Source organism: Cellulophaga geojensis KL-A (assembly GCF_000568425.1).
GTDB classification, from domain to species: domain Bacteria; phylum Bacteroidota; class Bacteroidia; order Flavobacteriales; family Flavobacteriaceae; genus Cellulophaga; species Cellulophaga lytica.
In genome coordinates, this window is sequence record NZ_ARZX01000021.1 from 1 (window position 1) to 18812 (window position 18812).

22 protein-coding genes are annotated in these 18812 nt (G+C 31.5%); 14 read left to right on the forward strand and 8 right to left on the reverse strand.

The annotated features are described in order from the left end of the window. Positions 1-42 precede the first annotated feature (42 nt). A complete protein-coding gene (locus tag KLA_RS13890; protein ID WP_013621169.1) occupies positions 43-453 on the reverse strand; it encodes a BrxA/BrxB family bacilliredoxin in 411 nt (136 codons plus the stop codon). A gap of 124 nt (positions 454-577) precedes the next feature. Here KLA_RS13890 and KLA_RS13895 point away from each other — a divergent pair, with 124 nt between their 5' ends. The 5 genes from KLA_RS13895 (at position 578) to KLA_RS13915 (ending at position 5485) form a co-directional block, all read left to right on the forward strand. Further along, a complete protein-coding gene (locus KLA_RS13895) occupies positions 578-1321 on the forward strand; it encodes a TerB family tellurite resistance protein (RefSeq protein ID WP_013621168.1) in 744 nt (247 codons plus the stop codon). Positions 1322-1351: 30 nt separating this feature from the next. Further along, positions 1352-1936: a HupE/UreJ family protein gene (locus KLA_RS13900; RefSeq protein WP_013621167.1), complete on the forward strand. Its 585-nt coding sequence runs from the start codon at positions 1352-1354 to the stop codon at positions 1934-1936. A 78-nt stretch (positions 1937-2014) separates the two neighbouring features. Then, complete coding sequence (locus KLA_RS13905) at positions 2015-2437, forward strand: deoxycytidylate deaminase (protein ID WP_034646463.1); 423 nt, start codon at positions 2015-2017, stop codon at positions 2435-2437. Positions 2438-2445: 8 nt separating this feature from the next. Beyond that, positions 2446-4074 (forward strand): S41 family peptidase, encoded by a 1629-nt coding sequence (locus tag KLA_RS13910; RefSeq protein WP_013621165.1) that lies wholly within the window; start codon positions 2446-2448, stop codon positions 4072-4074. 43 nt (positions 4075-4117) lie between these two features. After that, entirely contained in the window at positions 4118-5485 is a 1368-nt protein-coding gene (locus tag KLA_RS13915) for an aldehyde dehydrogenase (protein WP_034646464.1), read from the forward strand. A gap of 61 nt (positions 5486-5546) precedes the next feature. Here the strand turns inward: KLA_RS13915 and KLA_RS13920 are convergent, their stop codons facing one another. From KLA_RS13920 to KLA_RS17865, 3 genes are all read right to left on the reverse strand, one after another. Beyond that, the gene (locus KLA_RS13920; RefSeq protein ID WP_013621163.1) at positions 5547-6017 is read right to left on the reverse strand and encodes a hypothetical protein; all 471 of its coding nucleotides are present in this window, start codon (positions 6015-6017) and stop codon (positions 5547-5549) included. 94 nt (positions 6018-6111) lie between these two features. Further along, positions 6112-6297 carry a hypothetical protein gene (locus tag KLA_RS13925; protein ID WP_013621162.1) on the reverse strand — a complete coding sequence of 62 codons (186 nt, stop codon included), beginning with the start codon at positions 6295-6297 and terminating at the stop codon, positions 6112-6114. Between the two features lie 55 nt (positions 6298-6352). Next, positions 6353-6517 (reverse strand): DUF1328 family protein, encoded by a 165-nt coding sequence (locus tag KLA_RS17865; protein ID WP_013621161.1) that lies wholly within the window; start codon positions 6515-6517, stop codon positions 6353-6355. A 304-nt stretch (positions 6518-6821) separates the two neighbouring features. Here KLA_RS17865 and KLA_RS13935 point away from each other — a divergent pair, with 304 nt between their 5' ends. From KLA_RS13935 to KLA_RS13975, 9 genes are all read left to right on the forward strand, one after another. Then, on the forward strand, positions 6822-7331 hold the full coding sequence (locus tag KLA_RS13935) for a Dps family protein (protein ID WP_013621160.1): 510 nt from the start codon (positions 6822-6824) through the stop codon (positions 7329-7331). 45 nt (positions 7332-7376) lie between these two features. Beyond that, complete coding sequence (locus tag KLA_RS13940; RefSeq protein WP_013621159.1) at positions 7377-8255, forward strand: mechanosensitive ion channel family protein; 879 nt, start codon at positions 7377-7379, stop codon at positions 8253-8255. Positions 8256-8463: 208 nt separating this feature from the next. Further along, positions 8464-9090 carry an ABC transporter ATP-binding protein gene (locus tag KLA_RS13945; protein WP_051456119.1) on the forward strand — a complete coding sequence of 209 codons (627 nt, stop codon included), beginning with the start codon at positions 8464-8466 and terminating at the stop codon, positions 9088-9090. Beyond that, positions 9087-10295, forward strand: a complete 1209-nt coding sequence (locus KLA_RS13950; protein WP_034646466.1) for an ABC transporter permease — start codon at positions 9087-9089, stop codon at positions 10293-10295. Before KLA_RS13945 ends, KLA_RS13950 begins: the two co-directional genes overlap by 4 nt. Before the next feature lie 52 nt (positions 10296-10347). Further along, positions 10348-10794 (forward strand): hypothetical protein, encoded by a 447-nt coding sequence (locus tag KLA_RS13955; RefSeq protein ID WP_013621156.1) that lies wholly within the window; start codon positions 10348-10350, stop codon positions 10792-10794. A gap of 161 nt (positions 10795-10955) precedes the next feature. Further along, on the forward strand, positions 10956-12515 hold the full coding sequence (locus KLA_RS13960; RefSeq protein ID WP_034646468.1) for a DUF748 domain-containing protein: 1560 nt from the start codon (positions 10956-10958) through the stop codon (positions 12513-12515). A 42-nt stretch (positions 12516-12557) separates the two neighbouring features. Beyond that, the gene (locus KLA_RS13965; RefSeq protein ID WP_013621154.1) at positions 12558-12959 is read left to right on the forward strand and encodes a hypothetical protein; all 402 of its coding nucleotides are present in this window, start codon (positions 12558-12560) and stop codon (positions 12957-12959) included. A 4-nt stretch (positions 12960-12963) separates the two neighbouring features. Next, a complete protein-coding gene (locus KLA_RS13970) occupies positions 12964-14064 on the forward strand; it encodes a DUF748 domain-containing protein (protein ID WP_034646469.1) in 1101 nt (366 codons plus the stop codon). 100 nt (positions 14065-14164) lie between these two features. Continuing rightward, complete coding sequence (locus tag KLA_RS13975) at positions 14165-15526, forward strand: NAD-dependent succinate-semialdehyde dehydrogenase (protein ID WP_034646470.1); 1362 nt, start codon at positions 14165-14167, stop codon at positions 15524-15526. 74 nt (positions 15527-15600) lie between these two features. On the opposite strand, the gene KLA_RS17660 is transcribed toward KLA_RS13975, so the two are convergent. From KLA_RS17660 to KLA_RS13995, 4 genes are read right to left on the reverse strand one after another with little or no spacing between them, the layout of a single operon-like run. Beyond that, positions 15601-16431 carry a TlpA disulfide reductase family protein gene (locus tag KLA_RS17660; protein WP_051456117.1) on the reverse strand — a complete coding sequence of 277 codons (831 nt, stop codon included), beginning with the start codon at positions 16429-16431 and terminating at the stop codon, positions 15601-15603. 3 nt (positions 16432-16434) lie between these two features. Further along, complete coding sequence (locus KLA_RS13985) at positions 16435-17019, reverse strand: TonB-dependent receptor plug domain-containing protein (RefSeq protein ID WP_161633468.1); 585 nt, start codon at positions 17017-17019, stop codon at positions 16435-16437. Positions 17020-17065: 46 nt separating this feature from the next. Beyond that, positions 17066-18370, reverse strand: a complete 1305-nt coding sequence (locus tag KLA_RS13990) for a M56 family metallopeptidase (RefSeq protein ID WP_034646472.1) — start codon at positions 18368-18370, stop codon at positions 17066-17068. Beyond that, complete coding sequence (locus KLA_RS13995; RefSeq protein ID WP_013621148.1) at positions 18370-18729, reverse strand: BlaI/MecI/CopY family transcriptional regulator; 360 nt, start codon at positions 18727-18729, stop codon at positions 18370-18372. The genes KLA_RS13990 and KLA_RS13995 overlap by 1 nt, the downstream gene beginning before the upstream one ends. Between the last annotated feature and the right edge of the window lie 83 nt (positions 18730-18812).

Sequence of the window (18812 nt, forward strand, 5' to 3'; positions counted from 1 at the left end):
AATCTGTATCGATTATTTAGGACTAGTCATAAATTCTATTAATTAACAGAATTCGTTGTATGCTTCTTTTAAGTTTTCAGCAATCATTTCAGCTGGTCTACCTTCAATATGGTGGCGTTCTATCATATGCACTAATTCTCCGTTTTTAAATAATGCCATACTTGGAGAAGAAGGAGGAAAAGGAACCATTAGTCCTCTTGCGGCATTAACTGCTTCTGTGTCTACACCTGCAAAAACGGTAACCGTATTACTTGGTTTTTTATCGTTTAATAAGCTCATTTTTGCGCCTGGTCTTGCATTAGCAGCAGCACAACCACAAACAGAGTTAACCACTACCAAAGTAGTACCTTCTGCATTTATTGCTTTTTCTACAGCTTCTGCTGTGAATAATTCTTCAAAACCTACAGAGGTTAAATCCTCTCTCATTGGTTTTACTAATTCTGCTGGGTACATATATTTTTATTTTTTATGTTAATAAGCGTTCTACAAAAGTAACCAATTTGTCGCATTTTTCTACAAACCTTAACTTTTCATTTAATCTTAACGTTTATCTTTGAAAAAATTTTTAGAAAAAAGTATGTTAAAATGGTTATTTGCAATACTAGGCAGTGTATTTTATAAAATTCCTGGTGGTATTGCTGGTTTTTTTATTGGTAGCCTTTTAGACAATCTTGTGGGTAGCAAGGCCAATAAAAGTAGAGGTTCCGTATTTAATGATATGACTCGCCAAAGTGTGTCTCCTGCAGATTTTGAAATGCAATTAATATCTCTCTGCTCTATAGTTATTAAAGCAGATGGCAAAGTAAGTAAAACCGAGTTGGATTACGTACGCCAATATTTTGTACAGACCTACGGAAAAGAAAAAGCTAACGCTATTTTTAGAACCTTTAATGAGGTAAACAAAAAACACGAAATTTCTGCAAAACGTATTTGCTATTACCTAAATCAACGTGTACGTTATGAAGTTAGGTTGCAGTTAGTACATTTTTTATTTGGCATTGCACAGGCCGATGGTTCTGTAACCGCTGCAGAGGTAGAAGTTATTAGAGATATTGCAGCCTACTTTAAACTAGGCAAAAGAGATTATGAAAGCGTAAAAGCAATGTTTGTAGCATCTGCAGATACTGCCTATAAAATATTAGAGATTGACAAAAGCGCTACAGATGACGAGGTTAAAAAAGCCTATAGATCTATGGCTAAAAAATACCACCCTGATAAGGTTGTTACCCAAAACGAAGCAATAAAAAAAGGAGCAGAAGAAAAGTTTAAAGAGGTACAAAAAGCCTATGAAACTATACAGAAGGAACGCGGTATTAGCTAACAAATTTTAATTATTATTTATACATAATTTATGGAACAGTTTTTATTTTATATTGGTTTAGGGCTAGAGCACGTATTAGACCTTAGTGCTTATGATCATATTTTATTTTTAACCGCTTTGGCTATTCCTTTTTCATTTAAAGACTGGAAAAATGTATTGCTTTTAGCTACCGTATTTACAGTTGCACATTGTTTTTCTTTAGGCTTATCTAGCTACGGTTATGTAACACCAGACGTAAGTTTAATAGAGTTTTTAATTCCTGTAACTATATTTATTACTGCATTATTTAATATCTACGCTGCAAAAAACAAGCAAACCTTAGCCTCTGTAAAATTACACGTTATAGCTACGGCATTTTTTGGATTAGTGCACGGTTTTGGATTTTCTAATTATTTTAAAATGCTAATGGCAGAAGAAGATAATAAGTTTACACCACTACTTGGGTTTGCAACTGGTATAGAAATGTCTCAGATACTAATACTAATTTTAGCGCTAGCATTAACTTTTGTAGTTGTAAACTTATGTAAAGTAAAACAATGGTTATATGCTATAATTGCATCTGTAATTGTGTTAGCTATTACAATACCAATGCTATTAGATACGTTTCCTTACTAAAAGGTATTGTGTTAAAATTATCCTTTATTGATTGTGTGCGTTAGCTAAAGCCTGTATCTTGTGGCCATTACAATAAAAATGAAAGACAGTAAACAAAGAAAATACGATGAAGCTTACTTACGTATGGCTCAAGAATGGGGCAAATTATCATACTGTAAACGTAAGCAAGTTGGTGCCATAATTGTAAAAGATAGAATGATAATTTCTGACGGATACAATGGTACCCCAACTGGTTTTGAAAATATTTGTGAAGATGAAGAAGGCTACACAAAATGGTATGTTTTACATGCAGAAGCTAATGCAATATCTAAAGTAGCATCTTCTACACAATCTTGTACCGGGGCAACTTTATACATAACGTTGTCTCCGTGTAAAGAATGTAGCAAGCTAATACACCAGTCTGGCATAGTACGTGTGGTATACCAAAATGCATATAAAGATGATTCTGGTTTAAAATTTCTAGAAAAAGCTGGCATAAAACTAACCCATTTACCCCTGTAAAAGCTGCAATGAAAAATAAAATGTATTACATTTGGCCCGTTTTAATTGCTGCAGCTTTAGCACTAGGCATTTTACTTGGTGGTAAGTTAAATTTTAACGACTCACCAGAGCGTCTTTTTACTACAAACTCTAAAAAAGACAAACTTAACAGGCTTATAGACTACATAGATTATGAGTATGTAGACGATGTTAATACAGATAGTATTGTAGATGTTACCGTAAATAATATTTTAGGCAAATTAGACCCACACTCTGTTTATATTCCTAAAAAAGAAATGGCAGAAGTCTCTGAAAGTATGAAAGGTGACTTTGTTGGTATAGGCATCAATTTTTATATGTACCAAGACACTATTTCTGTTATAAAAACAGTAGAAAATGGCCCTAGTTATAACAAAGGAATAGAAGGTGGAGATCGTATTTTAAGAGCTAACGGAGAAGAATTGTTTGGCAAAAAATTACCTAGTGGTAGTGTTGTAGAGCAATTAAAAGGCAAAAAAGGCTCTACCATAGATTTAGAAGTTTACCGTAAAAAAGAAAATCGCACATTTACAGTAACGGTTAAAAGAAATACCATACCATTAAAAAGTGTAGACAGTTATTATATGCTAACTAATGACATTGGTTACATAAAAGTAAATAGGTTTGCAGAGTCTACCTATAAAGAATTTAAAACAGCTTTAAAAGCGTTGCAAAAACAAGGAGCCACAAAACTTACCTTAGATTTAAGAGACAACCCTGGTGGTTACTTAGGTATTGCAGAACAAATGGCAGATGAGTTTTTAAAAGATGGTAAACTTATTTTATTTACTAAAAACAAAAAAGGTAAAATTGAAAATGCATACGCTACAGACAAAGGTAGTTTTGAAGACAAGCCTGTTTATGTACTAATTAATGAGCGCTCTGCTTCTGCTAGTGAAATTGTTGCTGGTGCATTGCAAGATAATGATGTAGGTACAATTGTAGGAAGACGTTCTTTTGGCAAAGGACTAGTGCAAAGAGAAATGGATTTGGGAGATGGTTCTGCTGTACGCCTAACAATATCTAGATATTATACACCAACAGGAAGATCTATACAACGCGATTATAAAAAAGGTAATGTAGATTATTACCAAGAGCTAATGAAGCGCTATGCTAATGGAGAAATGCGTGAAGCAGATAGTATTAAAGTAGCAGATTCATTAAAATACACTACTCCAAAAGGTAAAACTGTTTATGGCGGTGGTGGCATTATACCAGATGAGTTTGTGCCAATAGGTGATAATGAGCAAGAGGCTATTATAGATTTAGATAGTTATGGATTTTTATCATACTTTACTTTTGAACATTTAGACAAAGACAGGTCTAAATATGATATGTTTACCCGTGATGAATTTATTAGAGATTTTAAGGTTGATGAAAACTTGTTTGTAGAGTTTATTACATATGCCAAAAAAAATAATATCTCTTTAGATTTTTACAAGTATGAAACTAGTTTAAAAAGATACTTAAAAGCCACTTTAGCAGACCAACTTTTTGATGCCAATGCTTATGCCAAAATCAAAAGTAAATCAGACCCAATGCTACTAAAAGTGTTAGAGCTTGCTAATGAAAATTTTAAAGACAAAGATTTAGAAACTACAAATACTCTAAACAACTAGTTTAGTTAAATTACAAAGCTCTTTTTTTGGTATCTTGCATACTATGATGGAGATACTACAAAAGCAACAAACGTTTTTTAAGTCGCAGCAAACCAAAGATATAACTTACCGTAAACAAGCTTTAATAAAACTTAAGCAAGAAATTACCAAAAGGGAAGCAGACATTTGTGATGCTATTTATGCAGATTTTAAAAAGCCACGGTTTGAGTCTATGGCTGCAGAAACGCAATTTGTACTAGCAGAACTTAACTACGTTATTAAGCATCTTAAAAAGTGGGCTAGACCAGAAAAAGTTTCTGGTGCATTATTAAATTTTCCTTCGTCAGATTGGTTGTATAAAGAGCCTTATGGCACTGTGCTTATTGTTGCTCCTTGGAACTACCCTTTTCAATTAGCAATTGCACCCTTAATTGGTGCTATTGCAGCTGGTAATACTGCTGTTATTAAACCATCAGAAATTACTCCAAACACATCAAAAATAATAGTAGAAATTATAACTGCTGTTTTTAGTGATGCCTATGTTGCTGTTGTAGAAGGTGGCGTAGAAGTCTCTAAAAGCTTATTAGATCAAAAATGGGATTATATTTTTTTTACCGGGAGCACCAAGGTCGGAAAAATATTTTACCAAAGTGCTGCAAAACATTTAACACCAATTACTTTAGAGCTTGGCGGAAAAAACCCAGCTATAGTAGATACTACCGCCAACATAAAACTAGCTGCTAAACGTATAGTTTGGGGTAAATTTTTAAATGCCGGACAAACCTGTATTGCTACAGACTACATTTTAGTACATAAAGATGTAAAAGATAAATTAATAATAGCTTTACAAAAAAGCATAGAAGACTCTTATGGTAAAAACATAGAAGACTCTAGTGATTATGCACGTACAGTAAGTAAAAACCACTTTAGCAACTTAAATGATTTACTAGAGGGACAAGAAATTATTTTTGGTGGACAAACAAATGCCAAAGATAATTATATGGCCCCTACACTTGTAAACGAACCTAGTTTAGATAGCAAATTAATGCAAGGTGAAATTTTTGGTCCTATTTTACCAATTATTGCATATACTACAGAAGAAGATATAGAAAAACATATTATGAACTATGGTAAGCCCCTTGCTACGTATGTATTTTCTACAAACAGAAAATTTCAACAAAAAATAATAACCAAATACAGTTTTGGTGGTGGTGCAATTAACGACACTGTTATACATATAACCAATAAAAAACTACCGTTTGGTGGCGTAGGTTCTAGTGGTATTGGCGCCTATCATGGTAAAACTTCTTTTGATACTTTTACGCACCAAAAAGCCATTATAAAAAGAGCCAATTGGTTAGAGGCTCCTTTGAGGTATCCGCCGTATAATTTACCACTAAAATTAGTAGAAAAAGTAAAGCATTTATTCTAACTAAAAAAGGGGAAGCAAAATTTAATTGCCTCCCCTTTTTGTGTGTTATTATCAGTTTTTGTTAAAACTGATATCTAATACCTAATGCTATATCTAAATCTAAATCATCAGAATAGTCATCATTAAATCCTAATTCTGGTCTCATATCTAGTGATAAAATTAAAGGAAAATCAAAATTATATTCAATACCTATATCACCAGCTACCAAAGCAAAAGTACCATCATTTTCACCAGCATCAAAAGATCCAATACCTGCACCAGCACCAACAAACCAGTTAAAATTACCATCTAAAGGCATAACCCATTGGTACAAACCAACTAGTTTAAAAGCATCTACATCATTAGAATCTCTCCATCCTAAATCAAATTCTAATCTATTATTTTCAGATAAATAGCGCTGGTAAGATATTTCTCCACCAAAACCATCATTATCACCAATACGTAATCCTATAGCGTTGTCTGCAATAGATTGCGCTTGTAAACTACATACAGTAAGAGCTAAAATTGAAAATAAACTTAATATCTTTTTCATTGTTTTATGTTTTAATTATTAAATATACGGTGTTACCACCAAAAAAAGACAACACTAACGTTGTCTTTTTGTACTAAAATTATGTTAATTTTAGTTATTCGTTATCATCTACGGCATCATCTATCTCATCTCCAACTTCCTCTACTCCTTCTTCAATTCCGTCTCCAACTTCTTCTACTCCGTCTTCAATTTTTTCCCCTGTAGTTTTAGTGTCTCTACAACTAGTTAATACTGTACCTAGTGCAAATGCAAATACTGCAAAATATGCTATCTTTTTCATTGTTGTTGCTTTTTAAAAATTAATATTCTCGTTTATTTGTGTGAGTTTAGGTGTGCTAAACGTTTCTTTTTCTTCCAGTAATTAATGACACTACAAAAAGTATCAGAAATAAAAAGAATAAAATTTTAGCGATACTGGCAGCACCTGCTGCAATACCTCCAAATCCTAAAACTCCAGCTATTAAAGCTAGAACCACAAACGTAATTGTCCATCTCAACATAATATTTTTAATTTAAAGGTTAATACTATTTTTTGTGAATACTTAAATTCTACACTACAAAGATGAAGCTTGTTTAGAGATCTTCTTAACACAATCAATGCAATTCTTAACTCATTTAAAAACAAGTAAATAAATGCAGTTATATATATAATAGGTATAATTTTTCACTATTTGCATTTGAGTCAATAATCTATTTAAAAGAGCAAAGCTAGCTTGGTTGTTATGGGTAGTTTTGTATAGAACAAATAAGCATAAAGAGTAGATATTCTATTCTTTAACAATTAATCTAAACCCCACAAACCTTATGAATTATTTAAACATTAGCGACAACAAATTAGTACCTGTAGTAGGTGAATTAAATATGCTACTAGCAGACTATAGTGTGTATTATCAAAAATTAAGAAGTTTTCACTGGAATGTTTTAGGTCAGAACTTTTTTGATTTACACGAGAAATTTGAAGAATTATACACAGATGCTAGAGTAAAAGTTGACGAAATAGCAGAAAGAGTCCTAACACTAAGGTACCACCCAGTGAGTAATTTTAGCAAGTACTTAAAAATATCTTCTATAAAAGAAGTTACCCCTTTAATTACTGATAAAGAAATGGTTGCTGAAATTTTAAGTGATCATCAAAAAATATTAAAACAAATGAAAATTACTATTGAAGCTGCAGAAGAAGCTGGTGATGAAGGTACAATAGATATTATGGGGTCTTACATTGCAGATTTAGAAAAATCTAGTTGGATGTTAGACGCTTGGCGCAAAAACACAGAAGACCAATTAAAAATTAGAGCCAAAGAGCTTACCTCATAAGGTAAATTGTTTAACCACAATTATTAACCTTATAAATTACACCACATGAACGACAAAATACAAGCTTCTTTTATAGATATATATGATAAAATTGAAGGCTGGGTAACTGCATTAATAGAAAACTTGCCTAACATAATAGTAGCCATTATTGTAATGGTAGTATCTTATTATGCTGCACGTTTTGTAAACAAATGGGTAGTTAAACTAGCTTCTAAACGCATACCACAAGATAGTATTTCTAACCTTATTGGGCGTATTAGCGCAACTGCCGTAGTATTGCTTGGTTTATTTTTAGCATTAGGTGCAATGGACCTAAGCAAAACTTTAAACACATTATTGGCTGGTGCTGGTATATCTGGTTTAGTTATTGGTTTGGCATTGCAAGGAACTTTATCTAACCTCTTATCTGGTGTGGTTTTATCGTTTAGAAAAAAAATAGAAATAGGAAACTGGATAGAAACAAATGGCTATTCTGGAGAGGTTATAGATATTAACTTAAACAGTTTAGTACTTAAAGAGTTTGATAATAATTTGGTGGTTATACCTAACAAAACCATTATTGAAAACCCCTTTAAAAATTATTCACTTACCACCCGTATGAGAATAGTTGTATCATGTGGTGTTGGGTATGAGTCTGATTTAGAATTGGTGAAAAAATTAACCAAAGAAGCAATTGGAGAGTTATATAAAGATGATGATGACTCTGAAATAGAATTTTACTATACAGAATTTGGAGACAGCTCTATTAATTTTATTTGCAGATTTTGGGTAGATGCACAAAACGCAAAAAACAAGTTAGATGCTAAAAGTGTAGCCATAAGAGCTATAAAAACCAAATTTAATGCCAATGACATTAACATACCGTTCCCTATTAGAACATTAGAGTTTAATAACAAATTAAATATAAACTCTCCTCAAAAATAGTTTGTTGGTTTATACACAAAATACAAACAAGCTTATTGTTGTTGAGTAGGTGATTATTCAACGTTTATTTGTTTGGTTTGTGGTGAAGAAAAAGGCTTCTTTTAATTAAGAGGTCTTTTTCTATTTTTTATAACCAATACAGATTTCATAATAAATTCATAAATACAAAAACGGTATGTATGTACTTATTATATTTGTGTTTAAGCTTATGATAAAGACAAGTAAACTACAATTTTCATATTCATCAGAAAACAGCTTTAGTTTTCCAGATATTTCTTTGCCAAAAGGAGAGCATTTGCTAATATTAGGCTCTTCTGGTGTAGGCAAAACTACTCTTTTGCATTTATTAGCTGGTTTACTACCTGCAAGCTCTGGTAGTATTACTGTGGTTAACACAGAACTCCAAAATTTATCTAGAAAAAAACTAGATGCTTTTAGAGGTAGAGAAATGGGAATTATTTTTCAGAACGATTATTTTATAAATGCACTTTCTGTTGGTGAAAATTTAGAATTACGCCTGTATTTTCCTGATAAAAAAAAGGATTCTGCTAGAGTAAAAGAATTAGCAGAAAGACTAGGAATAAGCAGCTTGTTACATAAAAAAGTAACTGCATTAAGTGAAGGCCAACGCCAACGTTTGTCTATTGCTCTTGCATTAGTAAATAAGCCAAACATAATTTTTGCAGATGAACCTACTGCTAGTTTAGATGATGAAAACTGTGAAAAGGTTGTTACATTACTAAAGGAAGAAGCTAGTAATAGCAATGCAAATTTGCTTATAATTACCCATGACCAAAGAGTAAAAACAATGTTCAAAAACCATTTGTATTTATGAATCTTGTAAAGCTCAGTTTTAAAAATTTAATTTCTAAACCGCTTAATGCTTTATTAAGCTTACTGCTTTTAGTATTAAGTGTAGCCTTGGTTACCTTTATGCTTCAGCTAAGCGCACAAGTAAAAGGTAATTTAGATAAAAATATAAAACCTGTAGACCTAGTTGTTGGCGCCAAAGGTAGTCCACTACAATTGGTACTTTCATCTGTATTACATATAGATGCTCCTACAGGAAATATAAAATTAATAGAAGCAGAAAAACTCAAAAAAAGTAGACTTGTAAAAGCTGCTGTTCCTGTTTCTTATGGTGATAATTATAAAGGTGTACGTATTTTAGGTACAGAAACTAGTTACTTAAAATTATACAATGCAGAGTTAGCAACGGGTGAGTTGTTTAGTAAATCACAGCAAGTAGTTTTGGGTAGCGAAACAGCAAAAAAATTACAGCTAAAATTAGGTGATACCTTTTTAAGTTCTCACGGTTTAGCAGACCAAAATTTAGAAGAGCACCACGGACACCCATTTAAAGTAGTTGGTATTTTAAAACCAAGTGGCAGTGTAGTAGACAATTTAATTATTACAAATTTAGAAAGTATTTGGGATGTACATAGCCACGCTGATGAGCATAGTGATGATGAGCACCACCATCATAAAGAAGACTTAGAGGTAACCTCACTACTAATACAATTTAGCAACCCAATGGCAATGATGCAGCTGCCAAGGTATATTAATGACAAAACCAATATGCAGGCTGCATTACCCTCTTTAGAAATTAACCGTTTGGTTAAGTTACTTGGTGTTGGTGTACAAACAATACAGCTTATTGCTATTGCCATTTTATTGGTTTCTGGCTTAAGCATTTTTATTAGTCTTTTAAAAGCCATTAGAGAACGCAGACAAGAATTGGCTGTATTGCGTACTTACGGTGCTACAAGCGCACAATTATTATGGCTGGTTCTTTTAGAGGGCTTATTTTTAGGCTTTATTGGCTATGTTATTGGTTGGGTAATTGGTAGAGTTGGCCTCTGGGTAATATCTAACTACGCACAAAGCAGTTATGGTTATACATTTAATTTAGCAACTCCTACCAAGTGGGAAGCTATATTATTAGCTGCAACTTTAGGCATTACAGTAATAGCATCTGTATTTGCATCACTATCTGTTTTTAAACTAAACGTTTCTAAAATTTTATCTTCAGAAAAATAAAATTGTATTTGGAACAATTATTGGATTACTATCTTTGATAAAAATTACAACTATGATAAAAAAGCTAAGCCTTATATTTCTTTTTATATTCTCTGCACAATTAGTTTCTGCGCAAGCATTATTAGATTGGGAAGATATGATACAAGGTGTAAATTATACCACACCAGAAGGCGGTGCAGAATTAGGTGAGTTTTTAAAACCTACTTACAGCAAACAAATGCTAGCTTTAGAAGGAAAAGAAATTTCTATTACAGGGTATTTTTTAGTGTTAGAAGGACAAAAAGATTCTTTTATGCTATCTAACAATCCTATGGCATCATGCTTCTTTTGTGGCAATGGAGGGCCAGAAACTATTATAGAATTGTACTTTGACAAAAGACCTAACTTTTTTATGGACGATTTAATATCTGTAAAAGGAATATTAAAACTTAACAGAGACGATCCAGACCACACGTATTACACAATAGAACACGCAAATGGTTTCACCATAAAAATGTAACACATATTATATGTTAACACTACAAAGCTCTTTATATAATTAAAGGGCTTTTTTTTACTCTTTTTCTATATCAGTTAAAGATTTAATTGCTTGCGATACTCGTTTTTTAATTTTCTTAGGAAATTAGTCTTGGTGAAATTTACGCCAATACTACACAAACTATGACAAAAAAAAAGAGTAACATATTAAAAATTACCATAGCTACAATTGTATTGTGCTTAACTGCTCTTTTAGGTACTTATTTATATGCCAAGCATACAATAACACAACATTTACAGTACAATTTGCCTCCCCACATTAAAGTAAGTTACAATAGCATAAATATTAATATTTTATTAGGTAACATTACTTTAAATAACATTGTTTTTAAAGAGTTAACTAAAGATAGTAGCAAGATAAAAACACTATTAAAGGCACAAAAAATAGCGGTTAAAAACATTGGCTACACCAACCTATTAATACACAAAAAGCTTGGTGCAAATAAACTTACTATATACAACCCAAAATTAACCCACAACACCCAATTAAATACGGCAGAAAAATCTAACAAAACTAAAAAACACGGAATACTAGCCAAGCCTATTACTATTGCAGAATTTAAAACCACAAACGGCACAGTAAATTTTATGACCAATAAAATTGATACCACTGCTGCCGCAAAACGTATTTTTATTAGCTTAAAAGGTGTAACGATAAACACAAATAGCACTTCAAACAAATTACCAATAACGTATAAAAACAGTAGCATATCTGCCCAAAAATTGCGTGCTAATTTAGGCCAGTTTGAAGAGCTTTTAGTTGATGAATTAGATGTTAAAAACGAGTCATTTACCGTTAAAAATCTTCTACTAAACACCAAATACACTAAAAAAGAATTATCCCAAAAAATAAAAACAGAACGTGACTATGTAAAGCTTAAAGTACCCAGCATACACATAAATAATTGCAACTATAGTTTTGCAGGTAATAAAGTACTCATTGGCATAGCTAACTTTACTATTCATAAACCAAACCTAGAGGTATATAGAGACAAATTAATTGCCGATGATTTTAGCTACAAGCCAATGTATAGTAAAATGCTAAGAGATTTACCCTTTAATTTAGCAATTACTAGGTTAATAATTAATCAGGGAAAAATTGCCTATCAAGAAAAATTAGAACAAAACATAACTCCAGAAAAATTAACTTTTACAAACTTAAATGCAACCATTTCTAATCTACAAAATCATAAAAACATTAAAACGGTTGTACACACAAACTCTTTACTAATGGGTAAAACACCTTTAGAGTTAAATTGGAGTTTTAATACCTTAAAAAAAACAGACTTTTTTAAGGCTTGGGGAAATTTTAAAAATTTAGATATCCCTAGCATAAATCCTTTTTTAAATACCAACCTACGCGTTAAAGCAGAAGGTGATATGCAACGCATGTACTTTACCGTTAGCGGCAACAAACAAACTGCTCTAGGAGATTTAAAAATAAACTACAACAACTTTAAGTTTAAGGTATTAAAAAAAGACAGACTAGGTGTAAATAAGCTATTAACAAAACTAGGAAACTTATTAATTAAAAAAGACTCTAAGCAAAACCCTACCAACTTTAGGTACGGAGAAATTGAAGTAGAACGCAATACAACAAAATCGTTTTTCAACTATTTATGGATTAATATTAATAACGGACTGCTAGACGCTTTAACCGGAAAAGGCACAAAAAAGGAGTAAAACACCACAAAAAATAAAGTTTAACACACAAAAACAAACAAAATGGGAGTAATTGCAACAGATAATAATAAAGTAACTTTAATATACAATTCAGAAAATAGCATAGGAAAACAAACTATTGGCTATGTAAAATCTGCAGAAAAAGAAGTACTTACCATAGACAATTCTAAAACAAAAATTACTGGCACACAATGGGCAGAAATTGCAGATAAACTAAACATTAATATATGCGATTTAATAGATCAAGACCATCCAAATTTTATAGAAATTTACGGTGAAGACAAAGTAGATATTACTACTGATGATTGTATTAAAGTGCTTCAAAATAGCCCAGAAACACTAGCCTACGCTATTTTAATTAATGCAGATAAGTTTTATGTAATTAAAACACCATCAGATGTAGAAAAGCACATCAAAATTAAATCTAACAACAATAACCAATAACATAATGAGTAAGCGTAAAATACATAATAAGAAAAGGTATGTAATACCACTAACAATACTAACTATTGTAATAGTGGCACGCCTACTTTTACCTACGCTTGTAAAAAATTATGTAAACAATGTTTTAGCAGAAATACCAGGGTATTATGGTCACGTAAAAGATATAGACATTTCTTTAATTCGCGGTGCATACGTAATTAATGGTTTGTATTTAAACAAAAAAGAAGCCAAATCACAAGTTCCTTTTATTGCTGTAGATAAAACAGATATATCTATACAATGGAGAGCTCTTTTAAACGGTGAAATTGTAAGTGAGTTGTATTTAACTAAGCCCAGTATAATTTATGTTTTTGAAGATCATAAAACTACAGACAGTACAGATATAGAAGATTGGTCTAAAGCATTAACAGACATAGTTCCTATAGATATTAACCACTTAACTATTACCAACGGAAAAGCTGCTTTTGTAGAAATTAATACTAGTCCTAGTATAGATTTACATTTAAGAGACATAAATTTACAAGCAAATAACCTTAGAAATGTTGTGCAAAAAAAGCGCAACCTACCTTCTACTATTAATGCCACGGCAGTATCTATAGGAAACGGTAAATTAAAACTAGACGGTAAAATGGATTTGGTAAAGCAGATTCCTAATATAGATGTTTCCTTAGCTTTAGAAAATGCAAATGCAACTGCCTTAAACAATTTTACAAATCACTATAGCGGGATAGATTTTAAAGAAGGTAACTTTAATTTGTATAGTGAAATTGCTATTGCAGATGGTTTTTTAACTGGGTATTTTAAACCTATTTTAAAAGACGCTAAACTTATTAGTAAGGAAGATGGATTTTTTGAAACCCTATGGGAAGGTTTTGTGGGCTTTTTTAAGTTTATATTAAAAAACCAGAAACAAAATACATTGGCAACTAAAGTTCCTGTAGAAGGAGATTTAACCAATGTAAAAACTAAAATACTACCAACAGTAACCAACATTTTTAAAAATGCTTGGATCTCTGCTTTTAAAGGTAAGGTAGATGATAATGTTGCCTTTAAAGATGCAGAAAAAGGAGCCGATAAGAGTAACGAAAAAAAGAAAAAGAAGTAACTTTATACTAGCAATAATTTAATGCTTTGCAGCAAAGAAGAACTTTTATCTTGCTTAATTTTGATGAACAAGAAATACTAATTTTTTAATTATCACAACTATGAGCAATACAATAACAACTATAAATCCGTTTAACGGAAAAGATATAAAAACATACAATTTACATACAAAACAAGAAATAGACTCTGTTTTACTAACAGGAGAGAAAACGTTTAAAAGTTGGAAAAAAACCAGCATTAAAGAACGTACTTCTTTATTAAAAAAATTAGCCAAACAATTAGAAAAAAAACGCGAAGATTTGTCTGCTTTGATGACCGCAGAAATGGGAAAACCCATAGCACAAAGTAGAGCGGAAATAGATAAATGCGTTTGGTTATGCGATTTTTATGCTAAAAACGCAGATAACTTTTTAAGTGACGCTATTATAGACACAGAAGCACAAGAAAGTTTTATTAGTTATGATCCTATTGGTGGTGTGCTAGCAGTAATGCCATGGAACTACCCTTTTTGGCAAGTTTTTAGATTTGCTGTTCCTACACTAACTGCTGGTAATGTTGGCGTTTTAAAACACGCTGCAAATGTAACTGGTTGTGCATTAGCCATACAAGATTTATTTACAGATGCTGGGTATCCACAGGGTTGTTTTCAAACAATAATTGCAGACCATAAAGCAACAGAATCTGTTTTAGAAAGCAGTTTTATGCAAGCTGTTAGTGTAACTGGCAGCGAAAAAGCTGGTAAATCTATAGCTAGTATTGCTGGTAAAAACCTAAAAAAATCTGTACTAGAATTGGGTGGTAACAACGCGTGTATTGTGTGGGATAATGCAGATTTAGATACGTACATACCAACTATGGTAAAAGCTAGGTTTCAAAACACAGGACAAAGCTGTATTGCTGCTAAGCGTTTTATTGTTGAAGAGGGAATATATGATGAGTTTTTAGATAGGTTTAAAAAAGAAGTTGAATCTTTAAAAGTTGGAAACCCTGAAGAGGATGAAACTTTTATGGCTTCTATGGCTCGCAAAGATTTGGCTGAAGAATTAAAAAAACAAGTTGATGAGTCGGTACAAAAAGGAGCAAAAGTAATTTTAGGCAATACGCTTAATGGTGCTAATTATGCACCAACCATACTCACAAATGTTACAGAGGATATGCCTGTTTTTAAGGAAGAAACATTTGGACCAGTAGCTGCAATTACAAAGGCAAATAATAAAGAACACAGTTTGGAGCTTGCAAGCAACTCCAGATTTGGATTAGGAGCTATGTTATTTACAGAGGATATAGATGCAGCCAGACAAGCAATAGACAAAATTGAAGATGGTGCGTTTTTTGTAAACGAAATGGTAAAATCTGACCCAAGATTGCCTTTTGGCGGCACAAAAGCCTCTGGTTACGGCAGAGAATTGTCTAAAGAAGGTATGTTAGAGTTTGTAAACAAAAAGACTGTTTACATTAAATAATATAACTTACAGGACAAAAAAAGCTTCAACCTAATGGGTTTACAAATAGTTTGAAGCTTTTTTATATTAAAATATTAGTTTACTAATTGCTTAATTTTTGCAGCTAATTTATTAAGGTTTTTTTCATTGTATCCCACAGAAATATACACAACCACTCCATTTTTATCTATTATATAGTTTAGCGGTATTCCTTGCTTTCTATAGCCACTGTAAAACTCATTTTTAGGATCTAAATATACATTAAAGTCTACTCCTCTATCCTTAAGCTCGGTCATTTTTTTAACTACAGTAGAGCGGTTTTCTCCAACAGATACTGGTATAAACACAAAGTTTTTACCAGTATTTGGTTCCAAAATAACTTCTGGTATTTCATAAAATTCTCGTAAACAAGGTACGCACCAAGTAGCCCAAAAATTTAACAATACTACTTTGCCCTTTAAGTCTTCCCTTTTTAAAACATCTCCATTTATATCTTCTAGGGCAAAAGCAGCAATAGTATCACCAACTTTAATTTTAGAAGCAGATACCGCTTCTTTTTTTGCAACTTTTACTTCTTTACGTTTAGACTTACTCTTAACTAGCTGTTTCTTTTTATTGGCTAATATTTCTTCATCAGAAAAGGTTTCTATTTTCATTACAAAGTTGTTATCCAATCGTTCTTTAAAACGTTTTACAATGGCTTTTTTCTCTTTTTTAGAAACACCATTATGCATTGCTTTTATCTTATTTTCTTTTTGCAAAACCAAAAGGTATTCTTCTGTTACTTCTTTGCCTTCAACAATAAAAATCATTTTTGGCTTGGCTATTTTTTTATCTTGTGCAATGGTATTAAATGTACTTCCAAGACATAAAAAAAGTACAGAAACACAAGTGTATTTCTGTACTATATTACATATTTTCTTCATTTTTTACTTTAAAGTTATTTCAATAACACCATCTCTACCTCTAGAACCGTATTTAGCTGTTGCACTTTCATTTTTCAAAACACTTATAGCCTCTATATCTTCAGGATCCATCATACCAACATCAAAAGGTTTAGGAACTTCTTGTCCGTTTACAACAAAAAGTATGTTAGAAAGCTGATTGTTATTTTTAGCCTTAAATCCAACCGATGCAACACTTTTGTCTTTTTCCTTCACAGAAAAATAAAAATAGAAAGGCTCTATGCCCCACTTTTTCTCTTTTTTGTATGTTTCTGTTGCGTTGTCTTTAGTTTTATATGTAGCAGATATGCTTGTTATTTCTCCCTCATCATTACGTTTAACATCACTAAAAGATAAAGTTACACCTTCCTTTTTTGCGTCAGCAATATAGCTAGCTAAATCATTTTCTGTTGTTTTAGAGTTTATATCTATTTTTAAAAATTTAAAATTTTCATTACCCTCTTTTTTAGAAAATGTAAAGCTATTAGATTGCGCATTTATACTTAAGCTTAACAGGCAAAATACTGCTGTTAAAATAGATGTAGTCATCACAATTTTTACTGATTTCATTTTTTGTAACATAACTGTTCGTTTTTAATTGATTAAAGATTGATTTTTATTTTTTTGTTGTAATTTCTACCACACCATTTTCTCCTTTTTTACCAAACCTATCTATAGCAGATTGATTCTTAAAGATATTTATATGCTCAATATTTTCAGGAATTAACAGATTCATATCAAAAGAACTTGGCATTACCTCGCCATTTATAATTATTAAAGGTTTTTTACTTCTTAAATAAGAATTTTCAGGTGTTTTGACTTCACGTATTGGCGTAGTCATAGAAACAGGAGTAATAGTAGCTTGCGCATTATCTTCTATTTGAAAATTAAATGTGTTAGACACTTTTGCCTGCTTTTCTTTTGATTGCGCATGAGCAGCTTTAGCTTGTTTTTTAGCTTTATTTTCTAAAGTTTTAACAGAGTCTTTTACACTTATAGTTTTACTATTTTCAACAACTGTTATTTTAGGAGTCTCACTAACTAAGTCATTAGAAACAGATTTAGATTGGGCAATAGTTTTTGTATTAAATGCTACAACAGCACAAAACAACATTGGTATTACCAACCCCATTTTTAGTATGCTTTCTTTTCTGGACTTGCTTTTGTTGAGCATTACAATACGTTTTTTAACTAGTGAATTAAAAAATGTATTGGTTACTGATAAAGATGCCATACTATGTACAGACTGTTGCAATAACAAATACTGGTATTCTTTTTTATTTTGATGAGATACAATTGCATCATCTACAAGGTACTCTAAGTTTACAGAAACCATTTTTTTGTACCACCATGCAAACGGATTTGCCCATTGCAATACACATAACAAATGTGTAAGTAACATATCTAGAGAGTGTTTTTGCTTAGCGTGTAACTCTTCGTGCTTAATAATTGTTTTAAGCTCATTTGCTGTGTGTAAACTTGGATTGTAAACTATGTAATTAAAAAATGAAAACGCACTGGTATCCACAGTAACCTCAATCATTTTATATTTACCTACTCTTGTGCTTGTTCCTTTATTAATTAAACTAAATAAAGATGCTAGTTGCACTAAAAATCTACCTAAGAAAAATATACAACCCATAGCGTAAACAGTCAAAATTACCAACCACCAATTTATATTTTCTACTGATGACTGATTGACAACCGTATTGGTTAATTGATTAAAATCTACAACAGGAGTATTTACAAAAACTACCTTGGTTATAATTAAAAAAGGAAATGCCATTGCTACAAATATACCCGCTAGCAAAAACCATCTTTTAGCTTTAAAAAATGTTTCGTTACGTAAAAACACCTGAAAACAAATAAAAAATAAGGCTATAACCAAACTACTTTTAGCAATAAAAATTAAATACTCCATTATTTATTGTTTTCTATATGGTTAATAATCTCTTTTAGTTCATCTACGCTAATTTTATCTTCATTAACAAAATTAGACACCAAACTCTTGTATGAGTTGCTGTAAAAGTCTGTAATTGCCCTACTCATAAATCCTTTTCTGTACACTTCTTTCTCTACTATTGGGTAGTATTGATGAGTGTTGCCGTATGCAGTATGACTAACATATCCTTTTTCCTCCAAATTCCTAATCATAGTAGATAGCGTATTGTAATGTGGCTTATCTTCTTTAAATTCTGCCAAAACATCTTTAACAAAAGCTTTTTCTAGCTTCCACAAAATTTTAAGTACTTCTTCCTCTTTGTTTGTTAACTTTTTCATATTGTATGTATTACAACTCGAATTTATCAGAAATCAAACTTAAACCTATTTTTTTAGTTACACAACTATTTTTATAGTTAATA